At 42.7% G+C, this 20,958-nt stretch carries 20 protein-coding genes; 19 read left to right on the plus strand and 1 reads right to left on the minus strand.

The features are described from left to right. Positions 1 to 93 precede the first annotated feature (93 nt). From QFZ80_RS03710 to QFZ80_RS03735, 6 genes are all read left to right on the plus strand, one after another. A complete protein-coding gene (locus tag QFZ80_RS03710) occupies positions 94 to 534 on the plus strand; it encodes a MarR family winged helix-turn-helix transcriptional regulator (protein ID WP_307557342.1) in 441 nt (146 codons plus the stop codon). A gap of 34 nt (positions 535 to 568) precedes the next feature. Then, on the plus strand, positions 569 to 1,489 hold the full coding sequence (locus QFZ80_RS03715) for an AEC family transporter (RefSeq protein ID WP_307557344.1): 921 nt from the start codon (positions 569 to 571) through the stop codon (positions 1,487 to 1,489). Between the two features lie 89 nt (positions 1,490 to 1,578). Next, the gene (locus QFZ80_RS03720; RefSeq protein ID WP_307557346.1) at positions 1,579 to 1,881 is read left to right on the plus strand and encodes a hypothetical protein; all 303 of its coding nucleotides are present in this window, start codon (positions 1,579 to 1,581) and stop codon (positions 1,879 to 1,881) included. 36 nt (positions 1,882 to 1,917) lie between these two features. After that, complete coding sequence (locus tag QFZ80_RS03725; protein WP_307555693.1) at positions 1,918 to 2,280, plus strand: DUF423 domain-containing protein; 363 nt, start codon at positions 1,918 to 1,920, stop codon at positions 2,278 to 2,280. A gap of 135 nt (positions 2,281 to 2,415) precedes the next feature. Further along, positions 2,416 to 3,951, plus strand: a complete 1,536-nt coding sequence (locus QFZ80_RS03730; RefSeq protein ID WP_307557348.1) for a PAS domain-containing sensor histidine kinase — start codon at positions 2,416 to 2,418, stop codon at positions 3,949 to 3,951. 14 nt (positions 3,952 to 3,965) lie between these two features. Next, the gene (locus tag QFZ80_RS03735) at positions 3,966 to 5,831 is read left to right on the plus strand and encodes a sensor domain-containing protein (protein WP_307557350.1); all 1,866 of its coding nucleotides are present in this window, start codon (positions 3,966 to 3,968) and stop codon (positions 5,829 to 5,831) included. Positions 5,832 to 5,876: 45 nt separating this feature from the next. On the opposite strand, the gene QFZ80_RS03740 is transcribed toward QFZ80_RS03735, so the two are convergent. Beyond that, positions 5,877 to 6,374: a hypothetical protein gene (locus QFZ80_RS03740; RefSeq protein WP_307557352.1), complete on the minus strand. Its 498-nt coding sequence runs from the start codon at positions 6,372 to 6,374 to the stop codon at positions 5,877 to 5,879. 200 nt (positions 6,375 to 6,574) lie between these two features. Here QFZ80_RS03740 and QFZ80_RS03745 point away from each other — a divergent pair, with 200 nt between their 5' ends. From QFZ80_RS03745 to QFZ80_RS03805, 13 genes are all read left to right on the plus strand, one after another. Then, positions 6,575 to 7,594 carry an AI-2E family transporter gene (locus QFZ80_RS03745; RefSeq protein WP_373460368.1) on the plus strand — a complete coding sequence of 340 codons (1,020 nt, stop codon included), beginning with the start codon at positions 6,575 to 6,577 and terminating at the stop codon, positions 7,592 to 7,594. 105 nt (positions 7,595 to 7,699) lie between these two features. Beyond that, complete coding sequence (locus tag QFZ80_RS03750; protein ID WP_307548728.1) at positions 7,700 to 8,002, plus strand: YunC family protein; 303 nt, start codon at positions 7,700 to 7,702, stop codon at positions 8,000 to 8,002. 223 nt (positions 8,003 to 8,225) lie between these two features. After that, positions 8,226 to 9,017, plus strand: coding sequence for a basic amino acid ABC transporter substrate-binding protein (locus tag QFZ80_RS03755; RefSeq protein WP_307564012.1), 792 nt, complete (start codon positions 8,226 to 8,228; stop codon positions 9,015 to 9,017). Between the two features lie 83 nt (positions 9,018 to 9,100). Next, on the plus strand, positions 9,101 to 9,748 hold the full coding sequence (locus QFZ80_RS03760; RefSeq protein ID WP_307548727.1) for an amino acid ABC transporter permease: 648 nt from the start codon (positions 9,101 to 9,103) through the stop codon (positions 9,746 to 9,748). 13 nt (positions 9,749 to 9,761) lie between these two features. Beyond that, positions 9,762 to 10,484 (plus strand): amino acid ABC transporter ATP-binding protein, encoded by a 723-nt coding sequence (locus QFZ80_RS03765; protein ID WP_307564015.1) that lies wholly within the window; start codon positions 9,762 to 9,764, stop codon positions 10,482 to 10,484. Between the two features lie 257 nt (positions 10,485 to 10,741). Next, complete coding sequence (locus QFZ80_RS03770; RefSeq protein WP_307555687.1) at positions 10,742 to 11,410, plus strand: ABC transporter ATP-binding protein; 669 nt, start codon at positions 10,742 to 10,744, stop codon at positions 11,408 to 11,410. Next, entirely contained in the window at positions 11,400 to 12,434 is a 1,035-nt protein-coding gene (locus QFZ80_RS03775) for an efflux RND transporter periplasmic adaptor subunit (RefSeq protein WP_307564017.1), read from the plus strand. The genes QFZ80_RS03770 and QFZ80_RS03775 overlap by 11 nt, the downstream gene beginning before the upstream one ends. Before the next feature lie 19 nt (positions 12,435 to 12,453). Then, positions 12,454 to 15,339: an ABC transporter permease gene (locus tag QFZ80_RS03780; RefSeq protein WP_307548726.1), complete on the plus strand. Its 2,886-nt coding sequence runs from the start codon at positions 12,454 to 12,456 to the stop codon at positions 15,337 to 15,339. Between the two features lie 2 nt (positions 15,340 to 15,341). Then, positions 15,342 to 16,226, plus strand: coding sequence for an ABC transporter ATP-binding protein (locus tag QFZ80_RS03785; RefSeq protein WP_307548725.1), 885 nt, complete (start codon positions 15,342 to 15,344; stop codon positions 16,224 to 16,226). A 176-nt stretch (positions 16,227 to 16,402) separates the two neighbouring features. Continuing rightward, positions 16,403 to 17,698, plus strand: a complete 1,296-nt coding sequence (locus QFZ80_RS03790; protein ID WP_307557354.1) for a homocysteine synthase — start codon at positions 16,403 to 16,405, stop codon at positions 17,696 to 17,698. A gap of 305 nt (positions 17,699 to 18,003) precedes the next feature. Beyond that, positions 18,004 to 18,834, plus strand: a complete 831-nt coding sequence (locus tag QFZ80_RS03795) for a M15 family metallopeptidase (RefSeq protein WP_307548721.1) — start codon at positions 18,004 to 18,006, stop codon at positions 18,832 to 18,834. Positions 18,835 to 18,938: 104 nt separating this feature from the next. Next, complete coding sequence (locus QFZ80_RS03800; RefSeq protein WP_307557356.1) at positions 18,939 to 19,958, plus strand: Gfo/Idh/MocA family protein; 1,020 nt, start codon at positions 18,939 to 18,941, stop codon at positions 19,956 to 19,958. A gap of 30 nt (positions 19,959 to 19,988) precedes the next feature. Continuing rightward, positions 19,989 to 20,945, plus strand: a complete 957-nt coding sequence (locus QFZ80_RS03805) for an AraC family transcriptional regulator (RefSeq protein ID WP_307548717.1) — start codon at positions 19,989 to 19,991, stop codon at positions 20,943 to 20,945. Positions 20,946 to 20,958 lie beyond the last annotated feature (13 nt).

Raw genomic sequence — 20,958 nt, forward strand, 5'->3', positions numbered from 1 at the left:
TAACTATTCACATTGACAGTAGCGTCAATTTTATATACATTGGAAGCAAAATGATTGTTCACAATATGACGAGAATGAAAGGAAATGAAGAGGATGAGCAGCAATGAATTTTTAAAGCTTGAAAATCAACTGTGCTTTAGTCTATATGCAAGTTCCAGAGCCATTACTCGCATGTATCGCCCATTTCTTGAAGGCTTGGGGATTACCTATCCGCAATATTTGGTGCTGTTGGTTCTCTGGGATCAAAAGGAAAGCACAGTCAAAGAGCTTAGCGAGAAGCTCGATCTTGATTCGGGTACTTTGACACCTATGCTTAAGCGGATGGAAAGTCAGCAATTGGTTCAAAGGAAACGGTCTTCTGAAGATGAACGTGTCGTGAATATTCAAATCACAGAAGCGGGTCTTGCCCTTTACGATAAGGCGCTTTGTATTCCACAGTCGCTGCTTGCGTCAAGCGGGCTGTCTCCTGAAGAAATATACAAGTTCAATGAACAGTTAAAACGTATTATAAGCAGCGTAAATGCGTTCGATTAAGGAACGACTATAGGTTTTGAAGTGAGGATCTGGAATGAGTTATTTCATATACATTTTAGTGAATAACATTGTACCTATTAGCATTATGATTGCGATCGGCGCGGCAATGTACCGCGCTTTCCACATTGATATTAAGACATTATCGAAGCTTAATTTCTATGTGTTTTCACCCGCGCTCGTTTTTGTTAAGCTGTATGAGTCCGAAATGAACTTGCCTATTTTAATGCAGGTTCTCTTGTTTTTTGTCCTTTTCTTTAGTCTCCTTTTTGCTAGCATAGAGGTTATTATTCGGTTGAAAAAGATGCAGCGCGGTATGCGTATTGCCATGCGGAATAGTGTTATTTTCTATAATAGTGCTAACTACGCACTACCGCTGAATCAAACTGTTTTTGGCGGGAATGCCTATACCTTATCTATCCAAATCGTGATCATGATTATGCAAACGTTAATTCCCAATACATATGGTATCTATACCTTAAATGCACATAAATCAACCTGGAAAGCAACGATGAAAACCATTCTTTCCTTACCGGTCATTTATGCGATTCCGATTGCTTTGCTGCTGCGATATTTCCATTTACCTGTTCCAGGACCGATTCATATACCGCTGGAGTATATTTCAAACGCTTTTATGGCGACGGCCTTACTGACCCTAGGTGTGCAGCTTGGCGGTATGAAATGGGAATTTCATTTTTCTAATGTGCTCGTATCAAATATACTAAGACTTGCTGCAGGACCGCTGCTCGGATTTTTCGTTGTTTGGCTGCTTGGGATTGAAGGCATTACAGCCAAAGCATTGATTCTCTCATGTGCTGTGCCCACCTCTCTAAGCAGTGTGCTGCTGGCCATTGAATATGAGAATGAACCGGAGTTTTCTTCACAGGCTGTCTTTACTTCAACTTTATTTAGTATGTTTACAATTCCAGTTGTTATCTTTTGTTTGGATTTTATATGAACATGGATGGGAATCATGAAGTTAGCAGGAATTTCGACATTTTTCGGCGAATGGGTAACCATACTTATCTATAAAGGAGGACTTCCTTAATGCTTTACCAATTTTGTCAGTATGTTACGCTTGTGGATATGAATGAAGAGATTTTGTCAGAGGTATTATTTGACCACGGCGAATTCGAATCGAATGCATTAACGATTGGTTCTTCTGTTGTGATTTATCAGCTTGGTCTGAAACAATTTGATGTTGTTTATGACAAAAGAGAAGGCAAAACCGCTCGTAACAAGGTTGTAGACATTGAACTCGATCTTATCAAAAAGCCTTCGGTAACTCGTGTGTTTTTGGAGCCCGTGCGGTTAATTGTCGGTCAGCATGATATTGGTGAAGTGGAATAAATTAAATCGTTACGGAAAGGAAAGAAGACGAGAATGATGAAACTTTTTTTACTGTTAGGCAGTGCGAATGCGTTTCTTTCAGTCGCTCTAGGCGCTTTTGGGGCTCATTATTTGAAACAAAGGATTCCAGATAAGATAGATGTGTTTCAAACCGGCGTACAATATCACATGATTCATGCGATAGCTCTCATCCTTATTGCTCTTTTGTCGGATAAGTTGGCAAATAGCTCTATGGTGAATGCATCGGGGTGGGCTATTTTTATTGGGATTATCTTGTTCTCAGGTAGTTTATATGCGCTGAGTTTGACTGGACTCAAATTTTTTGGACCCATTACTCCGCTAGGCGGGCTGAGTTTCTTGGTTGGATGGATACTTCTGGCCGTGGCCGCTTACAAATAAAAAAATGGAAAGAGTCAGAGAATCTGACTCTTTTTTCATTGTTTTGTGTCATCTTAGCAGGAAAAAGCGCAGATCATGTAGAAAGATATCCATGATGGATTTGATCATTCTTCCTTAATTAAAAGGATGTGGCGCATGGCTGATTTCATAGGGAACCAATCAGAAACGGGTAAGCCAATTGCTTCGGAACTAAAGCTACTCACAAGCCATGAGTTATATCATCAATTGTTTGGTTGCACAATCATTGCAATGGCAATCGTTAGTCTGGACGGCAGGTTACTAAAGGTAAATACATCGTTATGCCGCCTCTTAGGTTACACAGAAGAAGAACTGATTGGTCTGCATATTCAAGAGTTTTCGCATCTTGATGATGTAGCTACCTATGCAGAACTATGTGAAGAGACCCTTCGTAGTGAGTGTGAATCTTCTCAAAGAGAGAATCGCTTTATCCATAAAGATGGCTCCATGATATGGGGAATTGTTCAAGTTTCCTATGTTCGTGATAAGGATCCCAATCCCCATCTTGCAGTGGTTCAGATTAAAGATGTATCAGAAAGAAAGAATTTGGAACACAAGCTTGAGGAAAGCAGGCGTGATTATCAATCCCTGCTGAATCATAAGCACAATCAACTCATTCTAAATGCGGTTTCAGATGGTATGTTTGGCATCGATGAGCATTTTGGCACTACGTTTTTGAATAAAGCGGCGGAGTGCTTAACGGGTTACACCTATGAAGAACTGGTAGGGAAGAATCCTTATCTCGTTTTGACACGTGCATGTGGAACCGATAAAGATTTGAAAAACAAGAATGAAACTGTTTTATATCGAACGATGCTTGAAGGGGTTTGTTTTTGTTCAAACGAGATCTTTTATAAAAAAAATGGAGACTCGTTTCCGGTTGAATACATGACTTCGCCGATTTTGGATCAAGATCAAATTATTGGTGTTGTTCTATCATTCAAGGATATTACTAAGCGGCAGCGTGCGGAAGAAATGCTCCGTAGGTCAGACAAGATGTCCCTTATCGGGCAGCTTGCTGCTGGGGTTGCCCACGAAATTCGTAATCCATTGACTACACTCAAAGGATTCATGCAATTTCTGCACCAAGGTGCTCCAAATAAGAAAGAATATTACGATATTATGATGTCCGAATTAGAGCGGATCGAACTGATTACTACAGAAATGCTCGTTCTCGCTAAGCCGCAATTCATACACTACCAGCCCAAAAGTATCGAGAATATTGTCAAAAGTGTCATTACCCTGCTTGAAACACAGGCCATTATTAACGACATTCAGTTCGTTGTTGCTATGGAGCATCATTTGCCGCTTGTTCTTTGTGAGGAAAACCAACTGAAGCAATCCTTCATAAATCTGATCAAAAATGCGATGGAAGCAATGCCAGATGGCGGACAAATCAATATTCACCTGTTTTCAGTTGAGGACAAAGCCGTGCGTGTTTTGTTTCAAGATAGAGGGCATGGGATACCGCATGATGCGCTGGCTAGACTTGGAGAGCCCTTCTTTACAACAAAGGAAAGTGGGACTGGGCTTGGCATCATGATTACGAATAAAATCATTGAGGATCATCATGGCCAGTTTATGGTTGAAAGTAAAGTGGGAGAAGGAACGGTTGTCAGTGTGACGCTTCCTATTACCTATAGTGAGCAGTAAGAGGAGGCTAATTTGTGAAAAACCGGCTATATATTGGCGGATATCTGTTAGTCGCCATATTCGTAAGCCTTTACGTAAAGCCGTATGCTGCATGGATTTGTTTGCTTGCCTCACTAGTGCTGCTTATTGTGCTGCTTAGAAAGGGTGGAAGTACACAATCCTTAATAAACGAAATGCCGCGGGATCACACGTATTTAAATGTACTTGATTCCCTATTTGAGCACAATCCGAATGCGATTGGTATTTTTGATCAAGAGGGTAAATTTATTCGGATTAATTTAGCGGCAGAAACCATCCTTGGCTACTCCGTGTCAGAGCTGCTCAATCAACCGTTTATCAGCTTTGTTACAAAAGAGCAGCTGGAGCGGACAGGTAGCCAGATTGAACAAGTGAAATACGGGACGCCAGTTACCTTTGAAACAGCTGTTATACATAAAAGCGGCTACCGGGTGGATTTGCACGTTACGGCTGTTCCTGTTGATTTGCAGCCTAATTCCAAAGGCAATATTCTTATTTGCCAGGATATCACAGAGCGTAAGCGCGGCGATGAGCAAGTTCGCTATATGGCTTATTATGATGATATGACAGGGCTGCCGAACCGGCGCATGTTCAGAGATAACTTGAATGAGCGGCTCAGTATTACCAAATCAATTGGACAAAAGGTAGCCGTCTTCTATTTGGACATCGATCGCTTCAAGCTGGTCAATGACAGCTTTGGATATGATTACGGAAACATGCTGCTGCTGCAGCTAGCAGAGCGTTTCACGAGATGTGTAACGGACAATGATTATTTGGCTCGTACGGAAGGCGATGAATTTGCCTTTTTCTATACGAATGTAGCTGATTCTAATGACGTAATTGCGGTTATAGCAGAGATTAATCGTGTCCTCGAAAAGCCGTTTCTTTTGGAACAATATGAACTACATATTACAGCTAGTATCGGCGTTGCGATATCCTCGGATGATGCCGACGATGCGGATATACTTATGAAATATGCTGACATTGCATTAGCCAGAGCGAAAGAGAAGGGGCGCAACGACTTTCAGATCTTCAATACGGACATGAAATCGGTTTCAATCAATCGACTTAAGCTGGAGAGTGAGCTTCGCAGGGCGATAGTCGGGGATGAGTTTGTCTTATATTATCAGCCCCAGGTCGACATTGAGACGGGAAGCATTGTCGGTGTCGAAGCCTTAATTCGCTGGGATCATCCAGAGAAAGGCTTCATCTCACCAAACTATTTCATTCCTTTTGCGGAGGAGTCCGGATTGATCGTGCCGATCGGTGAATGGGTACTGCGCGCTGCATGTAAGCAAAATAAAGCATGGCAGAACCAAGGGTATACGATGATGCCGATATCTGTGAATCTGTCCATGCGGCAGTTTTTTCAGCACAATCTCAAAGGCAAGATCAGACATGTTTTAGAACAAACAGGACTTGATCCACAGTATTTGGAACTTGAAATCACCGAAAGCATGACGATGGATGTTGATCATGCTATTCAGTCCTTGCTTGAGCTTAAGGAGCTAGGTGTGAATGTAAGCATTGATGATTTTGGGACAGGCTACAGTTCGCTGTACTACTTAAAGAAATTTCCGATTGATAAGCTGAAGATCGATCGTTCCTTTGTTCGAGATATCATGGTGGATCCGAATGACGCGGCCATCGTGGCCACGATTATTGCAATGACGCACCATCTGAACTTGAAGGTTATTGCTGAAGGTGTAGAAACCGAAGATCAACTGCATTTCCTGCATCAGAATCGCTGTAATGAGGTGCAGGGCTATTGGTTTAGTCCACCTGTAAGTGCGGATGAACTGGAGAAAATGCTAAAAACAGGTATCCCGAATGCTTCGGCAGTGTCCGTTCATGCCAAATAAAAGGAAGAGGGTATCCTTATTCTGGGATACCCTCTTCCTTTTTAACTAGAATGCGACATAATCATCAATTTCATTCAATTTGAATAAGTAGACCTGCTTCTCATCTACATGATATACGGATACATTTTGATTACTGCTATCAAAATTCAAAATACGGCATGGAAGATTAAGTTTGATTCCCTGACCTTTGATAACCGTTAAACGGATTAACGTATTATTCACTTTGAAACTTTCCAATTGTTCAATTATTTTATCTGAAGCTCCACTGTTGGAGGTGGCTTTCGCTGTGTCTGTTACAGTTGAAGGTGGGACAGCAGCCTTTTTTTTGCTTGGTAATAACGGAGAGGTGCTCTCTTTTATTGTGTTAAGTTCAATCAACTTGCCAAGTTGAATGCCATTAATAATGTTGTAATCCTTGACTGTATCCACATTCAGAAGATGAAAGAGTTTTTCCATAGCAAGGCCATTTGTGGCATCTTCAATCAGAATTTCTACGGTAAATAAATGTCCATTCGGACTTGTGTTTGCTTTTCCTTGACTCATATAGCCTCCTTGCTGCCCAGATATTGCTCTTGCACTTACTATATCATGATATCATACCTAAAAATAGCTTGCTTTTTACATGAATCTGGATGGTTTAAATTGCTATAGCAACTTTATTTCTGTAAACTAATAAGGGAAAGAACAAGATAATGTTTGATTATTTGAAATGGAGACGCGAAATGATGGAGCAATTTAGGAAGATGTTTCTAAATTTAACAGTTCGGAGGTTTTCAATCCTTGTCATTATAGGTCTATTATTGATTACCATAAGAGACATGCTTAACCTAGTTCTCTTAACCTTTTTAATGGCCTTCCTTATGAGCAGTATTCAAAACTTGGTGACCAGAAAGCTTAGTAGATACATTACGGTGAATAGTAAAGTTATCCTCATCTTACTTTATCTAATCATGATTACTGGGTTTGTCGTTGCAATTATTAATTATTTGCCGAAGGTTTTTGTGCAAATCCTGCAATTAAAAGAAATTCTAGTCGGATTAACGAATTTACCAGCACCTCAAGATGAAATCTCTCGGTATATGTATAAAACATTAAAGGATTTAAATTTACAAGCTTATGTGAAACAAGGATTTGAATATATTCTTAGAATCAGCAATTGGGGGACCACCTTTATTTTAGCAACGATCTTGAGTTTCTTCTTTATCTTCGAGAGGAAAAGAATCATTGCCTTTACTTCTCGATTGAGAGAAAGCAAAATTTCTTGGCTGTATGAAGAATTAGAGTATTTCGGTAAGAAATTCGTCTTATCTTTCGGGAAAGTTATCGAGGCACAACTCCTTATAGCCCTTTTTAATACGGTATTTACTGTAATTGGACTTTGGGTATTGGGTTTCCCATATCTTTTCGCGCTAGCCATTATGATTTTCCTGCTTAGTTTAATTCCTGTAGCGGGCTTTCTTATTTCATTACTTCCTTTAGGTATTATTGGCTATAATTTAGGCGGACATCTAATGGTGATCTACGTAATCTCAGTGATCATGGTGCTTCATTTCCTAGAAGGGTATTTTTTAAACCCCAAGCTAATGTCTTCCAAAATGAATCTTCCGATGTTCTACACGTTCATTATTCTGATTTTCTCAGAGCATTATCTGGGTACATGGGGCTTGATCGTGGGAATTCCTATCTTTATTTTTTTGTTAGACATAATAGACGTAGATACAGGAAAAGATGCAGCAAAAGATGCAGCAAAAGATGCAGGCTGATTCAGTGACCGAAAACATTGCCGAAACTTTTCAAACCTTTCTCACACCGTACTAGCCGATCGCGCATATACTACCGTAAGACTGCGAAGAGGAGCTGTGCAGAGCATGATGCGCGTAGAACCCATTCTCCTTGAAGGACATACAGCAATCGCTATAGAGGTTAAGCTGCCGAAAACAACGCTGCTGATTGTGACTACGGACAAAGGTTACATTATGTGTGGCGCTCTCGATGTTGCGCTGCTCAATGAACGCTTGAGGGACAGGAATATTGTAGCTGCACGGGCAACGGGGGTTCGGACGATTGAGGAACTTCTGAAAGCGCCGCTTGAATCGGTGACGCTCACTGCAGAAGATTTGGGTATTGTAGCTGGGATGACGGGACGGGAAGCCATTTTGAAAATGATGTAAAGTTGAATGCCAAAATTAGAACGCTTGGGATCTTAGGATCTCGGCGTTTTATTTGTTTGAGCACGATGACCAACCAGCATTCTTTCCATTGTGCACAAATCTAAAAATGTGAAAAAATAGCCATCTTCAATATATTTCTAGCAAAATTCCTTAATGAAGGCGTTGTTATTTTATTGACCAAGTGTTAAAATATGATTCGTCATTACATAGAACGGGGGGAATTATTTTGAAAAAATTATTGTTTTTTGTACTAACTGCAGTTTTAGTTGTAGCACTAGCAGGTTGTGGTTCTAAGGAAAGTGGTGGTACGAAGTATAAATTTGCGACTGATGCTGCCTATGCACCAATGGAATATATGGATAAAGATAAGATGACAGGCTTTGATATCGATTTTCTTGCTGAAGTGATGAAGGAAGCAGGTCTTTCCTACGAGGTCACGAACACAGGCTGGGATACTATGCTAACAAGTGTGAAGCAAGGGAAAGAGTTTCAAGCAGGAATTTCCAGCGTATCAATTACAGATGAGCGTAAACAAACTTACGATTACTCCATCCCTTACTTCGAATCTACGAACATGATTCTTGTTAAAGAAGGCAGCCCGATCAAAAGCGCGACAGACTTGAAAGACAAGAAAGTGGCTGTTCAAATTTCTACAACGGCTGACACGCTAATGAGCAAGATTATGGGTGAGAAGAACACATCCTTGAAACGTCTGGATAATAATACATTAGCTTTAATGGAGCTTGAAAATAACGGTGTTGACGCAGTTGTTGCCGACATAGCGATTGTTCGTGAATATGTGAAAAATAATCCGAATAAGAAATTCACCACGATTTCTGATCCGAAAAACTTTGAGTCCGAATACTACGGTATTCTGTTGCCTAAAGGCAGTGAGCTTAAAGCAAAGCTAGACCCGGCGATCAAGAAAGTTATTGAGAACGGTGCTTATGCAACAGTGTACAAAAAATGGTTCGGTCAAGAGCCTGATACAAAGAAACTTCTTGAACAAAAATAATAGGTCAACAGCATGCGTGACTTCAACCTTGCGCATGCTTTTCTTCTGTAAATAGCAAAATAATGAAAGAAAGGAAGTGTGGAATGGATTTTCGTTTTGACATCATTGTTGAATATTTACCTTTATTGCTCAAGGGTACGCTTTGGACTATTGGCATATCCATTCTTTCCATCCTGTTCGGCTCTGTACTAGGGCTAGCTGTTGGATTAGGTAAAATGTCTCACCGTGCCTACTTAAGATGGCCGACTAGTATGTACGTCAATTTTTTCCGCGGCACACCGCTGCTTGTTCAGATATTGCTTGTCCACTTTGGAATCGTTCCATTATTCATAGGAACAACGAATGCGATCATCGCTTCCATTGTTGCCTTATCTTTGAATTCAGCAGGCTACATGGCCGAAATTTTCAGGGCTGGTATTCAATCCATCGATAAAGGACAAACAGAAGCCGCGCACTCGCTAGGAATGACCCACTTCCAAACGATGAAATCGGTTATTTTGCCTCAAGCGATTAAACGAATGATTCCTCCATTTGGCAATGAGTTTATCGTGCTGATTAAAGACTCTTCCCTATTCGCTGTTATTGCTGCACCAGAATTGATGTATTGGTCTAATGCGATGCGCAGCCAATACTTCAAAGTCTGGGAACCATATTTGACAGCTGCTCTTATTTATTTCATTCTCACTTACTCTTTAAGCAAGCTGCTTGCTTATCTGGAAAGGAAAGTGTAGAAATATGACGGCTATGATCGAAGTTAGAAATCTTAAAAAATCGTTCGGGGATAATATCGTCCTGCGAGATATTAGTGCAGATATTCAGAACCAAGAGGTTCTTGTGGTGATAGGACCATCCGGATCAGGGAAATCGACATTTTTGCGTTGTCTGAACCTGTTAGAACAGCCGGATAGCGGCAGTATCTTGATTGAAGGCAAATCGATTATGGATCCGATGAATAAGATCAATGAGATCCGTATGGAACTCGGGATGGTTTTTCAGCGGTTTCATTTGTTCCCGCATATGAAAGTCATTGATAATATTATGTTAGCACCTCTTCAAGTGAGAAAATGGCCAGAGGATAAAGCGCGTAAGAAAGCGCTAGAGCTTCTAGATAAAGTTGGGCTTGCAGATAAGGCCAATGCCCTTCCAGACTCGCTTTCGGGCGGTCAGGCACAGCGTGTAGCTATTGCAAGAGCACTGGCTATGGAGCCAAAGATCATGCTGTTCGATGAGCCTACATCGGCTCTGGATCCTGAAATGGTCGGGGAAGTGCTTGGTGTAATGAAACAACTGGCCAAAGAAGGGATGACTATGGTTGTCGTAACGCATGAAATGGGCTTCGCTCGCGAAGTCGGTGACCGCGTTATGTTTATGGAACAAGGCGTTATTATCGAAGAAGGAAAGCCAGAGCAAATCTTTGAAAACGCCAAGCAGGAACGAACGAAATCATTTCTGTCTAAAGTGCTCTAGCACTTTTTAAAAGAATAGAAGTAAGAAGGGAGGATCGTATGCCGATCCTCTTTTTTATTTGTATCTTTTTGGTAAAAGATAGATTTATAATGAAGGTAACTATCGTATATTGAAAATAAAGGGTGATTTATTACATAGCTTTACTCATTTGTTTAAGCGCTTCCAAAAAGCATGTTTCTCTATATTTCTATGCTTGTCATTTTGATTCCATTTCTGAAGAGGTGCTAACTTTGAAAACGTATGAAGATCAAGTGCCCATGGTGCAAGCAATTGGCGTTACACGTGTTTTCGGGAAAGGACCGGGAGCCGTTCACGCATTGCGGGGTGCTCATTTAAGTATTCCCAGAGGCAGGCTGGTAGCTTTGCGGGGAAGATCAGGATCTGGTAAAACAACGCTGCTCAATATATTAGGGGCACTCGATCATCCGTCGGAGGGTACCGTATATTTAGAAGGCATGGAAATCAGCCGTTTATCTGAGGCGAAGCGCAATGAAGTCAGACGGAAGCAGATCGGACTTATTTTTCAATCTTTTGCCTTGGTTCCTTATATGTCCGCCTACGAGAATGTAGAGTTTGGATTGCGCATTTCGGGTATTCACCCCAATCAATATAAGAGTTTGGCTGAAGAAGCGCTAGATTTCGTTGGATTGAAGCCGAGAATGAAGCATCGTCCCTACGAACTTTCCGGGGGAGAACAACAGAGGGTTGCCATTGCCAGGGCCATTGCACACAAGCCTAAGTTGATATTGGCAGATGAACCTACAGCTGAGTTAGATAGCAGAATGGGCCTCCAAGTGCTTAAACTATTCAAGGATTTGGTGCAAGAAGGAATGACAATTATTTTGACCACGCATGATCTCGCTATTATGGAAATTGTAGATGAAGTGTATGCATTGGAGGATGGTACCATTGTCGATGAAGGTTAATAAATTTGCTTCTCAGCTCGTTTTAATAACAAGTGCTGTGCTTTTACTAGCAGGATGCTCTCTGCTGCCCAAAGAAGAGGAAGCACTTAAACCGCCTTTAATCAAACCCGTGAAAGAAAATTTCGACCTTTACGAAGTGAAAAGAGGCAGTTTAACGAGGAAGGTCAGTGTTGTTGGAACCTTTAAGTCTAGTCAAACGACCAACTATTATTTTAAAGAGTCAGGTCATCGGTTAGCTGGATTGCGCGTTAAACTAGGCGATACCGTAAAGCCGGGGGATGTGCTTGCTGAACTGGAAAAAGGCGACTTAGAAACTCGGATTGCCCTTCAAAAACTGAATCTGGAGAAAGCCCAGATTGCTAGTGTGCAAACGAGGCAGGTTGACCCTGATCAAGTGCTTTCCAATCGTTTGAAGGCCATAGATGTCGAAGCCGCGCAGCTTCAGTTGGCATCCCTTCAATCCCAGCTAGACAAGACGAGGCTGACGGCCGATTCCGCGGGAGTGGTAACTTACTTAACCGATGCACAGCAGGGAAATGTCGTGGATGCCTTCAGTACGCTTGTGGTCATCGCTGATCCTACAAAGTTACAGCTATCTTACGAATCTTCAGATACGAGTGCTCTTTCCGGTATTGAAGTTGGCATGGATGTTGAAGTGAAGATCGGTTCCTCTGGAAATAAGATACAAGGCAAAGTGATGCGAACGCCCTCAAGCTCACCTCCATCAGACAACAAAGCGCAAGCCGAAAGAAATGCTAAAACGATTATTGTTGGGGTTCCCGATGGAACGGAGGGAGCAACGATCGGTGCATCCGGAGACATAACGATCATTGTTGAGAAACGAGAAAATGTCATTGTCATACCAAGAACAGGTCTTCGGAGTTACCTAGGCAGAGATTACGTTCAAGTGTTGATGGGAGAAAGTCGGAAGGAAATCGATGTAGAGAAAGGGCTTGTAACCCCGACAGAAGTGGAAATCCGAACCGGACTTAAGGAAGGTCAGAATGTTATTTTAAATAACTAGCATCTTTAGGAGGATAGCAATGGCTTTATTTCTGATGATTCTCCGTAAAATGGTCAAAAACCGCTGGTTAGAGCTTAGTTTACTGGTGGGGCTAATTATTTCGGTCGCACTGGCCAGCTCAATGCCCATTTATACACACGCCATTTTACAGCGTATGCTGATCAAAGATTTGGAAGTTCTACAAACCAACACACAGCAATATCCTGGGCATGCCTATCATTCTGCTTACTTAATGGAAGAAAGCGGAGATCAGCTTTTAGCGGAAACGGATGCCTTTATGGCAGAACAAAGCCAGCAATTCGGCTTGCCGATTCTCCTATCTACGATAACGCGCAGCACAGTAAATTTCGAGCTTACACCTAGCGATCCAAGTAAAGTAGACCCTAAAGTGAACCGTTCAGCTGAATTAACAGCGATGTCGGAGTTGGAAAAGCATATTCGAATTGTTGACGGTGTCATGCCTTCAGCAGAACCTGTGGATGGTGTGTATGAAGCGTGGGTATTCCCAGAACTGCTGACGCAATTAAAGATCGTACTGGGCAATGAATTAACCATCGTTAACAAAGATTTGAAACAAAACATCCGAATAAAGCCGGTTGCAGTTATCGATCGAACTGATTTTGCCGATCTGTATTGGACGAATAATATGAGCGACTCGCGTACAAAATTTTTCATCCCCTTTGCCTTATTTGAAAAAGATTTTATGAAAAACAAAAGTTTTCCCAACACATTTTCCTATTGGAATTACATACTGGATTATCATCAATTGAAGTTGGAGGGGCTTGAAGCCTACACCAGCACACATGAAAGGGTAACCAGCTATTTAAACAGTCATTTCAACACACATACGGTCAAAAATCCAGCGATTACCACATTGAAAATGTATGGTGAAAAAGAGAAAAAACTCAGAATTATGCTGTGGTCGCTTAATGTGCCGATTAGTATTTTGCTAGCCTTCTATTTATTCATGGTTGCGAATTTGATTACAGAACGACAGAAAACAGAGATTGCCGTGCTGCGCAGCAGAGGAGCAAGCCGGACTCAGATTCTGCTAGGTTATGTGCTGGAAGGTATTTTATTAGGGGGAGTTGCACTTTTAGTTGGTCCTTTAATTGGCCTGCAATTAACGAAAATACTAGGTGCATCGAGTGGATTCCTAACGTTTGTCCAGCGAGCAGCGATGGAAGTCAAGCTTAATAAGGAGGCCTATCAATACGCTTTAATTGCCGTAACCGCATCGGTTTGTATGACTCTAGTTCCCGCTGTACTCGCCACTCGCGCTACAATTGTTAGTCATAAACAAACCATGGCGAGGAAGAACAAGCTCTCTTTTGTACATAAAATGTTTCTCGATGTTGTCTTATTGGCAGTTTCTATCTATTTATTACAAAGCTTTAACCGACGGATGAATGATCTCGTAGCCTTAGGGCTGGACTCTATGGACATGAAAGTAGATCCACTCCTTTTCGTAGTGCCGGCTTTATTCATATTTGCCATGGGCCTGTTCTTACTGCGGATATATCCATGGGTCATTCAACTGTTCTATCTCATCGGACGAAAATGGTGGCCTCCCTATTTATATTCAACGCTGCTTCAAGTGGGCAGATCAACCACACAATATCAATTCATCATGCTGTTTATCATCATGACACTTGCAACAGGGTTGTTTAGTGCCAGCGCAGCAAGGACAATGAACAAAAATATTGAAGAGAAGATCCGTTATAAGAATGGGGCGGATATTGTTCTGCAAACCAAATGGGACAATGATGCTCCGCCTCCAGAGTCAGGACCGTCTGGCAATCAGGAAGAAGCGAGTTCTATCCCTCTTGTTAAGAAGCGAGTCCAATATACGGAACCTCCATTCTTGCCCTTTACACAGTTGGCAGGTGTGGAATCAGCAGCTCGAGTATTTTATAAAAAAGATGCTTATTTCGCCTTTGGCAAGGAAACGAAAAAAATAGCGTTTATGGGCATTGATACCGATGAATTCGGTCAAACAGCCTGGCTCCGCGACCATTTGCTCGATCATCACTTTTATGAGTATTTAAACCTACTGGCAACTGATTCCAAAGCCGTACTTATTTCCAAGTCTATTGCCGAAGAAACTGGAGCCAAAGTGGGCGATGTGGTGCATTTAGGATGGGGAGATGTAGAGGGAGCCACTTGTGTTGTGTATGGGATTATTGATTACTGGCCGAGCTGGAATCCCAATCCGATCTTAACCGCTGGAACTAAAACAGGAAGCAGCTCTGACACGACAAAGCAAAGTAAAGTGGATGCACCGAAGTTAGTTATTGGGCATCTAGCCTACATTCAAAATAATATGGCTGTAGAGCCGTATGATGTTTGGCTAAAGCTAAAACCGGATATGACCAGTCAAGCTTTGTATGAGGAGCTAGAGCTTAAACATATACCCCTCACAAATTTAATGGATACGAAGCAAATGTTGGTTCTCTCCAAGAATGATCCATTCCAATTGGCTGTGAATGGCGTTATGACGCTTGGCTTCCTGATTGCTATTGGCATAAGCTTTATTGGGTTTCTTCTGTACTGGGTGCTTTCGTTGTCCGGACGGATCTTACAATTCGGTGTGCTTCGGGCGATGGGAATTTCCTTTGCGCAGTTGATTGGAATGCTAATAGCCGAACAATTATTAACTTCTGGCGCAGCTGTTCTAATCGGCATGATTACGGGAAATACGGCCAGCCGATTGTTTGTTCCGTTATTTCAATTAACTTTCGATTCATCAAGTCAAGTACCGCCTTTTCAAGTGAGCTTTGATCCGAATGATCAGCTGCATTTGTACGTCATTGTCACTGTGATGATAGGGACGGGTCTACTATTACTCGGCACGATGCTGTCCAGAATTAAGATTCATCAAGCCGTTAAGCTTGGGGAGGATTAAGGATGATTCACTGTGAAAACCTAGTTAAAATTTATAAATCGGCTGACATTGAAGTTGTCGCTTTACAAGGGCTTGATCTCCATATTGAGGAGGGAGAGCTGATGGCGATTATCGGCAACAGTGGCAGTGGCAAATCGACGTTGTTGAATATGTTGGGAGGGTTAGATCGACCTTCGGCAGGTATTCTGCACGTAGACGGGAAGGATTTGTTGAAATTTAAGGAATCGGATCTGGTGAAGTATAAAAGGCAAACCGTTGGCTTCGTCTGGCAAAATAATGCACGCAACCTGATCCCCTATTTGACAGCTTTGGAAAATGTAGAGCTGCCTATCCTGCTGCAGGGACGACGCAAGCGCCATCGAGCATTAGATTTACTGGAGGCTGTAGGTTTGAGCCACCGAAGAAATAATAAGCTAAATGAGCTTTCTGGTGGAGAACAGCAGCGTGTGGCAATTGCTATTGCTCTTGCTAATCAGCCTAGGCTCTTGCTCGCTGATGAACCTACAGGGTCTGTCGATACGAAGATGGCGAATCAAATTCTCGATCTGTTCCGTGAGCTAAACCGGAGCTTCGGTTTAACGGTTGTTATCGTAACACACGATCCTCTTCTAGCTAAGAAAGTAGACCGCGTCGTTGCCATTCGTGACGGTAAAACCTCCTCGGAGATACTGCGGCGCAAATCGTATCAGGAGGAATTGCTGGAACTGGAGCAAGGAATCGTTGCTGCAGAAGGTGATTCTCATGTCGAATACGCGGTTGTTGACAAGGCGGGCAGACTGCAAATTCCTGCTAACTTCCTCGAATCGATTGGTGCTTCCCATACGAATAAAGTTCGCGTTGCGATGGAGGATGGACGAATTGTTCTTCTTCCACCAGACCAATCTTGAGAAAGGCCCGCTCTTGCATGTACATTTTGGTATAGAAAAAAATTCCAATATGTTATATTGACTTTACCTAGATATTTCCATTAGAATGAATGTATACTATTCCAGTGGGAATTATCAGATTTAGAAGGAATGACTACTTTTATTTCCATTTATATTTATCCTAGGAGGCATGTGTAATGTCAGATTCAGAACGCCAGTACTTACCGGAAACTTTAGCGATTCATGCAGGTCAACAGGTAGATCCGACGACCAATTCCAGGGCTGTACCGATTTATCAAACGACGTCCTATGTGTTTAACGATACGGACCATGCTGCAAATTTATTTGCACTCAAGGAATTTGGCAATATTTATACACGTATTATGAACCCTACGTCTGATGTATTTGAGAAACGGATTGCCGCGTTGGAAGGTGCCCCTGCCGCTCTGGCTGTGGCATCCGGTCAGGCAGCCATTACCTTCTCCATACTGAACATTGCTGAGGTAGGAGATGAAATCGTTTCAGCTTCTTCTTTGTACGGAGGTACATATAATTTATTCTCCAATACTTTGCCTAAACTAGGCATTACAGTGAAATTCGTTGATCCGAGCAATCCGGAAAATTTCCGAGGTGCGATTACGGACAAGACCAAAGCCATTTACGCGGAATCGATCGGTAATCCCAAGGGGGATATTCTCGATATTGAGGCTGTAGCGGCTATCGCACATGAAAACGGAATTCCTTTGATTATTGATAATACATTCCCAAGTCCTTACTTGCTTAGACCGATTGAGCATGGGGCCGATATTGTTGTTCACTCCGCAACCAAGTTCATTGGCGGACATGGAACAACGATTGGCGGTGTTATTGTAGATAGTGGTAAATTTGATTGGGCTGCAAGCGGTAAATTTCCTGGTTTGACGAAGCCTGATCCAAGTTATAACGGCGTCGTCTATACCGAGGCTGTCGGTCCTATTGCCTACATCATTAAAGCGCGGGTTCAGCTGCTTCGAGATTTAGGGGCTTCGCTTTCTCCTAATAGTTCGTTCCTTTTATTGCAAGGACTTGAGACACTGCATTTGCGTTTGGAACGCCACAGTTCCAATGCCCTTAAGGTTGCTCAATTTTTAGAGTCACATGAATCCGTAGAATGGGTTAGTTATGCAGGCTTAGAAAGCCATCCTTCCTATAAACTTGCTCAGAAGTATTTGCCGAAGGGGCAAGGCGCTATTTTGAGCTTTGGTATCAAAGGCGGTATGGAATCAGGCAAGAAGCTGATACATTCCGTTAAACTATTCTCGCATTTGGCGAATGTCGGAGATTCGAAGTCATTGATTATTCATCCTGCAAGCACGACGCATGCACAATTGAATGAGCAGGAACAAGTATCTGCCGGTGTGTCACCGGGACTTATTCGATTGTCGGTGGGTACGGAAGCGATCGAAGATATTATCTATGATTTGGAACAAGCGATTGCATCAAGTCAAGGCTAGAAGAACAAAAGGAATTATTTTACGAGTTCTAAACTTGTAACCTTACACGAATACGCATAAAATAAGAAGGCTGTGATCTAGGCTAAAACCTAAAATTGCAGTCTTTTTGTCCACATAAGAAAGTATAAGTTTTCGGATCCCGAAAACCGCTTTCTTATTGGCGATAAACCTACCTCTAAACGCGGTCGCACATCCTTGATTGGCCTCGAAGAGGTTTTCTCATTTGCGTTGCAACTTTTACACGAGATCAGAAGTCTATTCATGTGTAAGTTTAACTTATTTGAGGAGGCAACCAGAAGAAGATCATGAACAACAAGTTGAAATATACGCTCGCCACACTATTGGCGTTAACCATAGTAACAGGATGCAGCAAGGGGGAAGTAGCTCCTTCAGGTAGTCCCACTGCAACGGCTACTCCGCCGGTTAGTTTGGGAAGTCCTGCACCCTCTGCATCCCCTTCTCCTTCGCCTACAATAACACCGACAAAAGTTCCTTCGGCTTCCCCATCACCCTCAGCCGTTCCGCCAAAGAGCGGTGCTATCCAAGTTGTTGCGAAACCGGAGAGTATAACTGTTTTAGTAAATAAGCAATATTCACTGCCGTCGAGCTACGAGCCGACTGATTTAGTATATCCTGACATTCCATTTATTTTTGCTGAGAAAAGTGAAAAACGTAAAATGCGTAAAGCCGCTGCCGGTGCAATTGAAAAACTCTTTGTTGGAGCTGAGAAGGACGGTATCCACCTATCTGGCGTTTCGGCTTATCGCTCTTATGCGACGCAGAAAGCTCTTTTCCAGCGTTATGTGCTTAGAGACGGCGAAGAGAAAGCCAAAATGTACAGTGCTGTTCCTGGGACGAGTGAGCATGAAACTGGGCTAGCCATAGATGTAACGGGCAGGGACGGGAAGTGTGCAGCGGAAGATTGCTTTGCTGGAACTAAGGAAGCGAAATGGCTTGAAACACATGTTGCGGAGTACGGGTTTATTGTTCGTTATCCCAAAGGTAAAACAACGATTACCGGTTATCAATACGAGCCATGGCATATACGTTATGTGGGCGTAGATGTTTCGAAAGAAATGGCAGCCAAAAGCTTGACATTGGAAGAGTACTACAATGCGGTGCCTGTAACCAAGTAGCAAAAGGTGTCACTATTTTGCACCTTATTCTGTCGCTAATTCGAAATTTATCAAGATGTTATGGCATGTTACAATGAATCCAAGTCACTTATTTGGAGGTTAACATGATTAAAGTAGCGATGTTAAGTTTTTGGCACGTGCATGCAAAAGACTATGCAAAACAAGTAGAGGAGCATCCAGATACCCAGATTGTTGCCGTTTGGGATGAGCTTCCAGAACGTGGGCAAGCGGAAGCCGCGAAGCGCGGTGTGGCCTTTTACACAGATCTAGCGGAGTTATTAGCCAATAAGGAAATTGACGCTGTTGTTGTGGATACACCGACCAACCTACACCGAGACGTAATGATCGCTGCTGCGAAGGCAGGTAAACATATTTTCACAGAAAAAGTCATTGCACCAACCTTACATGAAGTTAATGAGATTCTGAATGCTGTTAATGAAGCGGGTGTGACATTGACAGTCTCATTGCCTCGTTTGAATCCAGCTTATACGTTAGCGATTCAAGAAATAGTCCAGAAAGAATTATTGGGCCAGATTACACTCGTTCGAACACGCTTATCACACAATGGCGGCATTTCTACGGATGCCAATCCGAACGGGTGGTTGCCTGAGCATTTCTACAATGCAGAGCAATGTGGCGGAGGCGCCCTAATTGATCTCGGTTGTCATCCTATGTATTTAACTCGATTATTGTTAGGGCTTCCTGAAGCTGTAAGCGCTTCTTATGGCTATGTAACAGGCAGAGAAGTTGAAGATAATGCTGTAGCAACCCTCCAGTATGCAAATGGTGCTCTTGGCATCGTTGAAGCTGGTTTTGTGAACGCATTTTCACCGTTTGTGATTGAAGTTCACGGTACCGATGGCAGTGTGCTTTATTCCGACCATGATGGAAGAGTCTTACTTCGTACGAAAAAGCTTGCAGATGCAAGCACGCAATGGGTGGCGTATGAGAACGGTCCAGAAGCGAATCCGTCTGCATTCGATCAGTGGGTAGCTCATATTCAAAATGGGACAAAAGCGGTTGAAAATATTGGGCTCGCTGTGGATTTAACGAAGCTGATGGAGGCTTCTAATCGTTCCGTTGCAGCCAAGCAGCAGGTGCGAATTGATTCACTAGTTAAGTAATTTTTGCAGGTAAAAAAGGAGGGACTACGGATGAGTCAGCCATTTTACTTTGAACCCATGCTCGAGAATCCAATGGCATTGGATCGCTTGGAGTTAAGCTTCCGATGGGGTTCTTATGGACTTCGAGTATTGCGCTGTCATCTGACTTCCTTTCCTGCGGGCATGGTTATAGACTTTCATCAACATTCCGAGTATGAAATTCATTACATCCCCTATGGCAAAGGCAGGGTGATTCTGGACGGCGTCTCGCATCCCCTTCAAGAAGGTATGCTTTATGTTACGGCACCAGGCGTCAGTCATCGCCAAGAGGCCGATGAGCGGGAAGCAATGGGTGAACTATGTCTGCATGTGGATATCGTAAAGCTGGATCAAGGTGAGGATGAGCGAGGTTCTATGCCTGTCCCAGAAGCATGGGGAGAAGCATGGGAGATTGCTGAGGCAGATGCATGCTTAAGGCAGCTGAGCGAGCTTCCTCATGTCCCTGCTTTAGACCGTCAGGAAGCCATGAAGTGCTTTCTTATCGCTTATGAAGCTTGGAGAAGCAATCAGCTGGGGCAGTACACGATCATTAAGCAATCCATTGTGCAAATGTTGTTAAGGACAGTGGGGGCCTATAAGGCGGACCAGCAAGGGGTGAACCTGCCTGCGCGTGATATGAAGAGCTATCGGTATCAGCTAGCCATTCAATTTATTGAAGATAACTTCCGTCGTCCACTAACACTTGAAGGAGTAGCAGAACGCTTGCAGATCAGTTCAAGGCAGCTTCAGCGCATCTTCAAGGAGCAGGCGAACATCTCGTTCAGCGAATACTTGGAACAGGTACGTTTGAAACATGTATGCAGCGAGCTGCAGCAAACCTCGTTGACCCTTGACAAAATTGCGGAAAGCAATGGCTTTGCATCTAGTAATTATTTGCACTATGTCTTTAAGAAAGCGCATGGTGTTACTCCGAATCAATATCGTGATCAACTATTGAATCATGTATAAAAAGAAAAAGGCT

The organism is Paenibacillus sp. V4I7 (assembly GCF_030817275.1).
Lineage (GTDB): Bacteria > Bacillota > Bacilli > Paenibacillales > NBRC-103111 > Paenibacillus_E.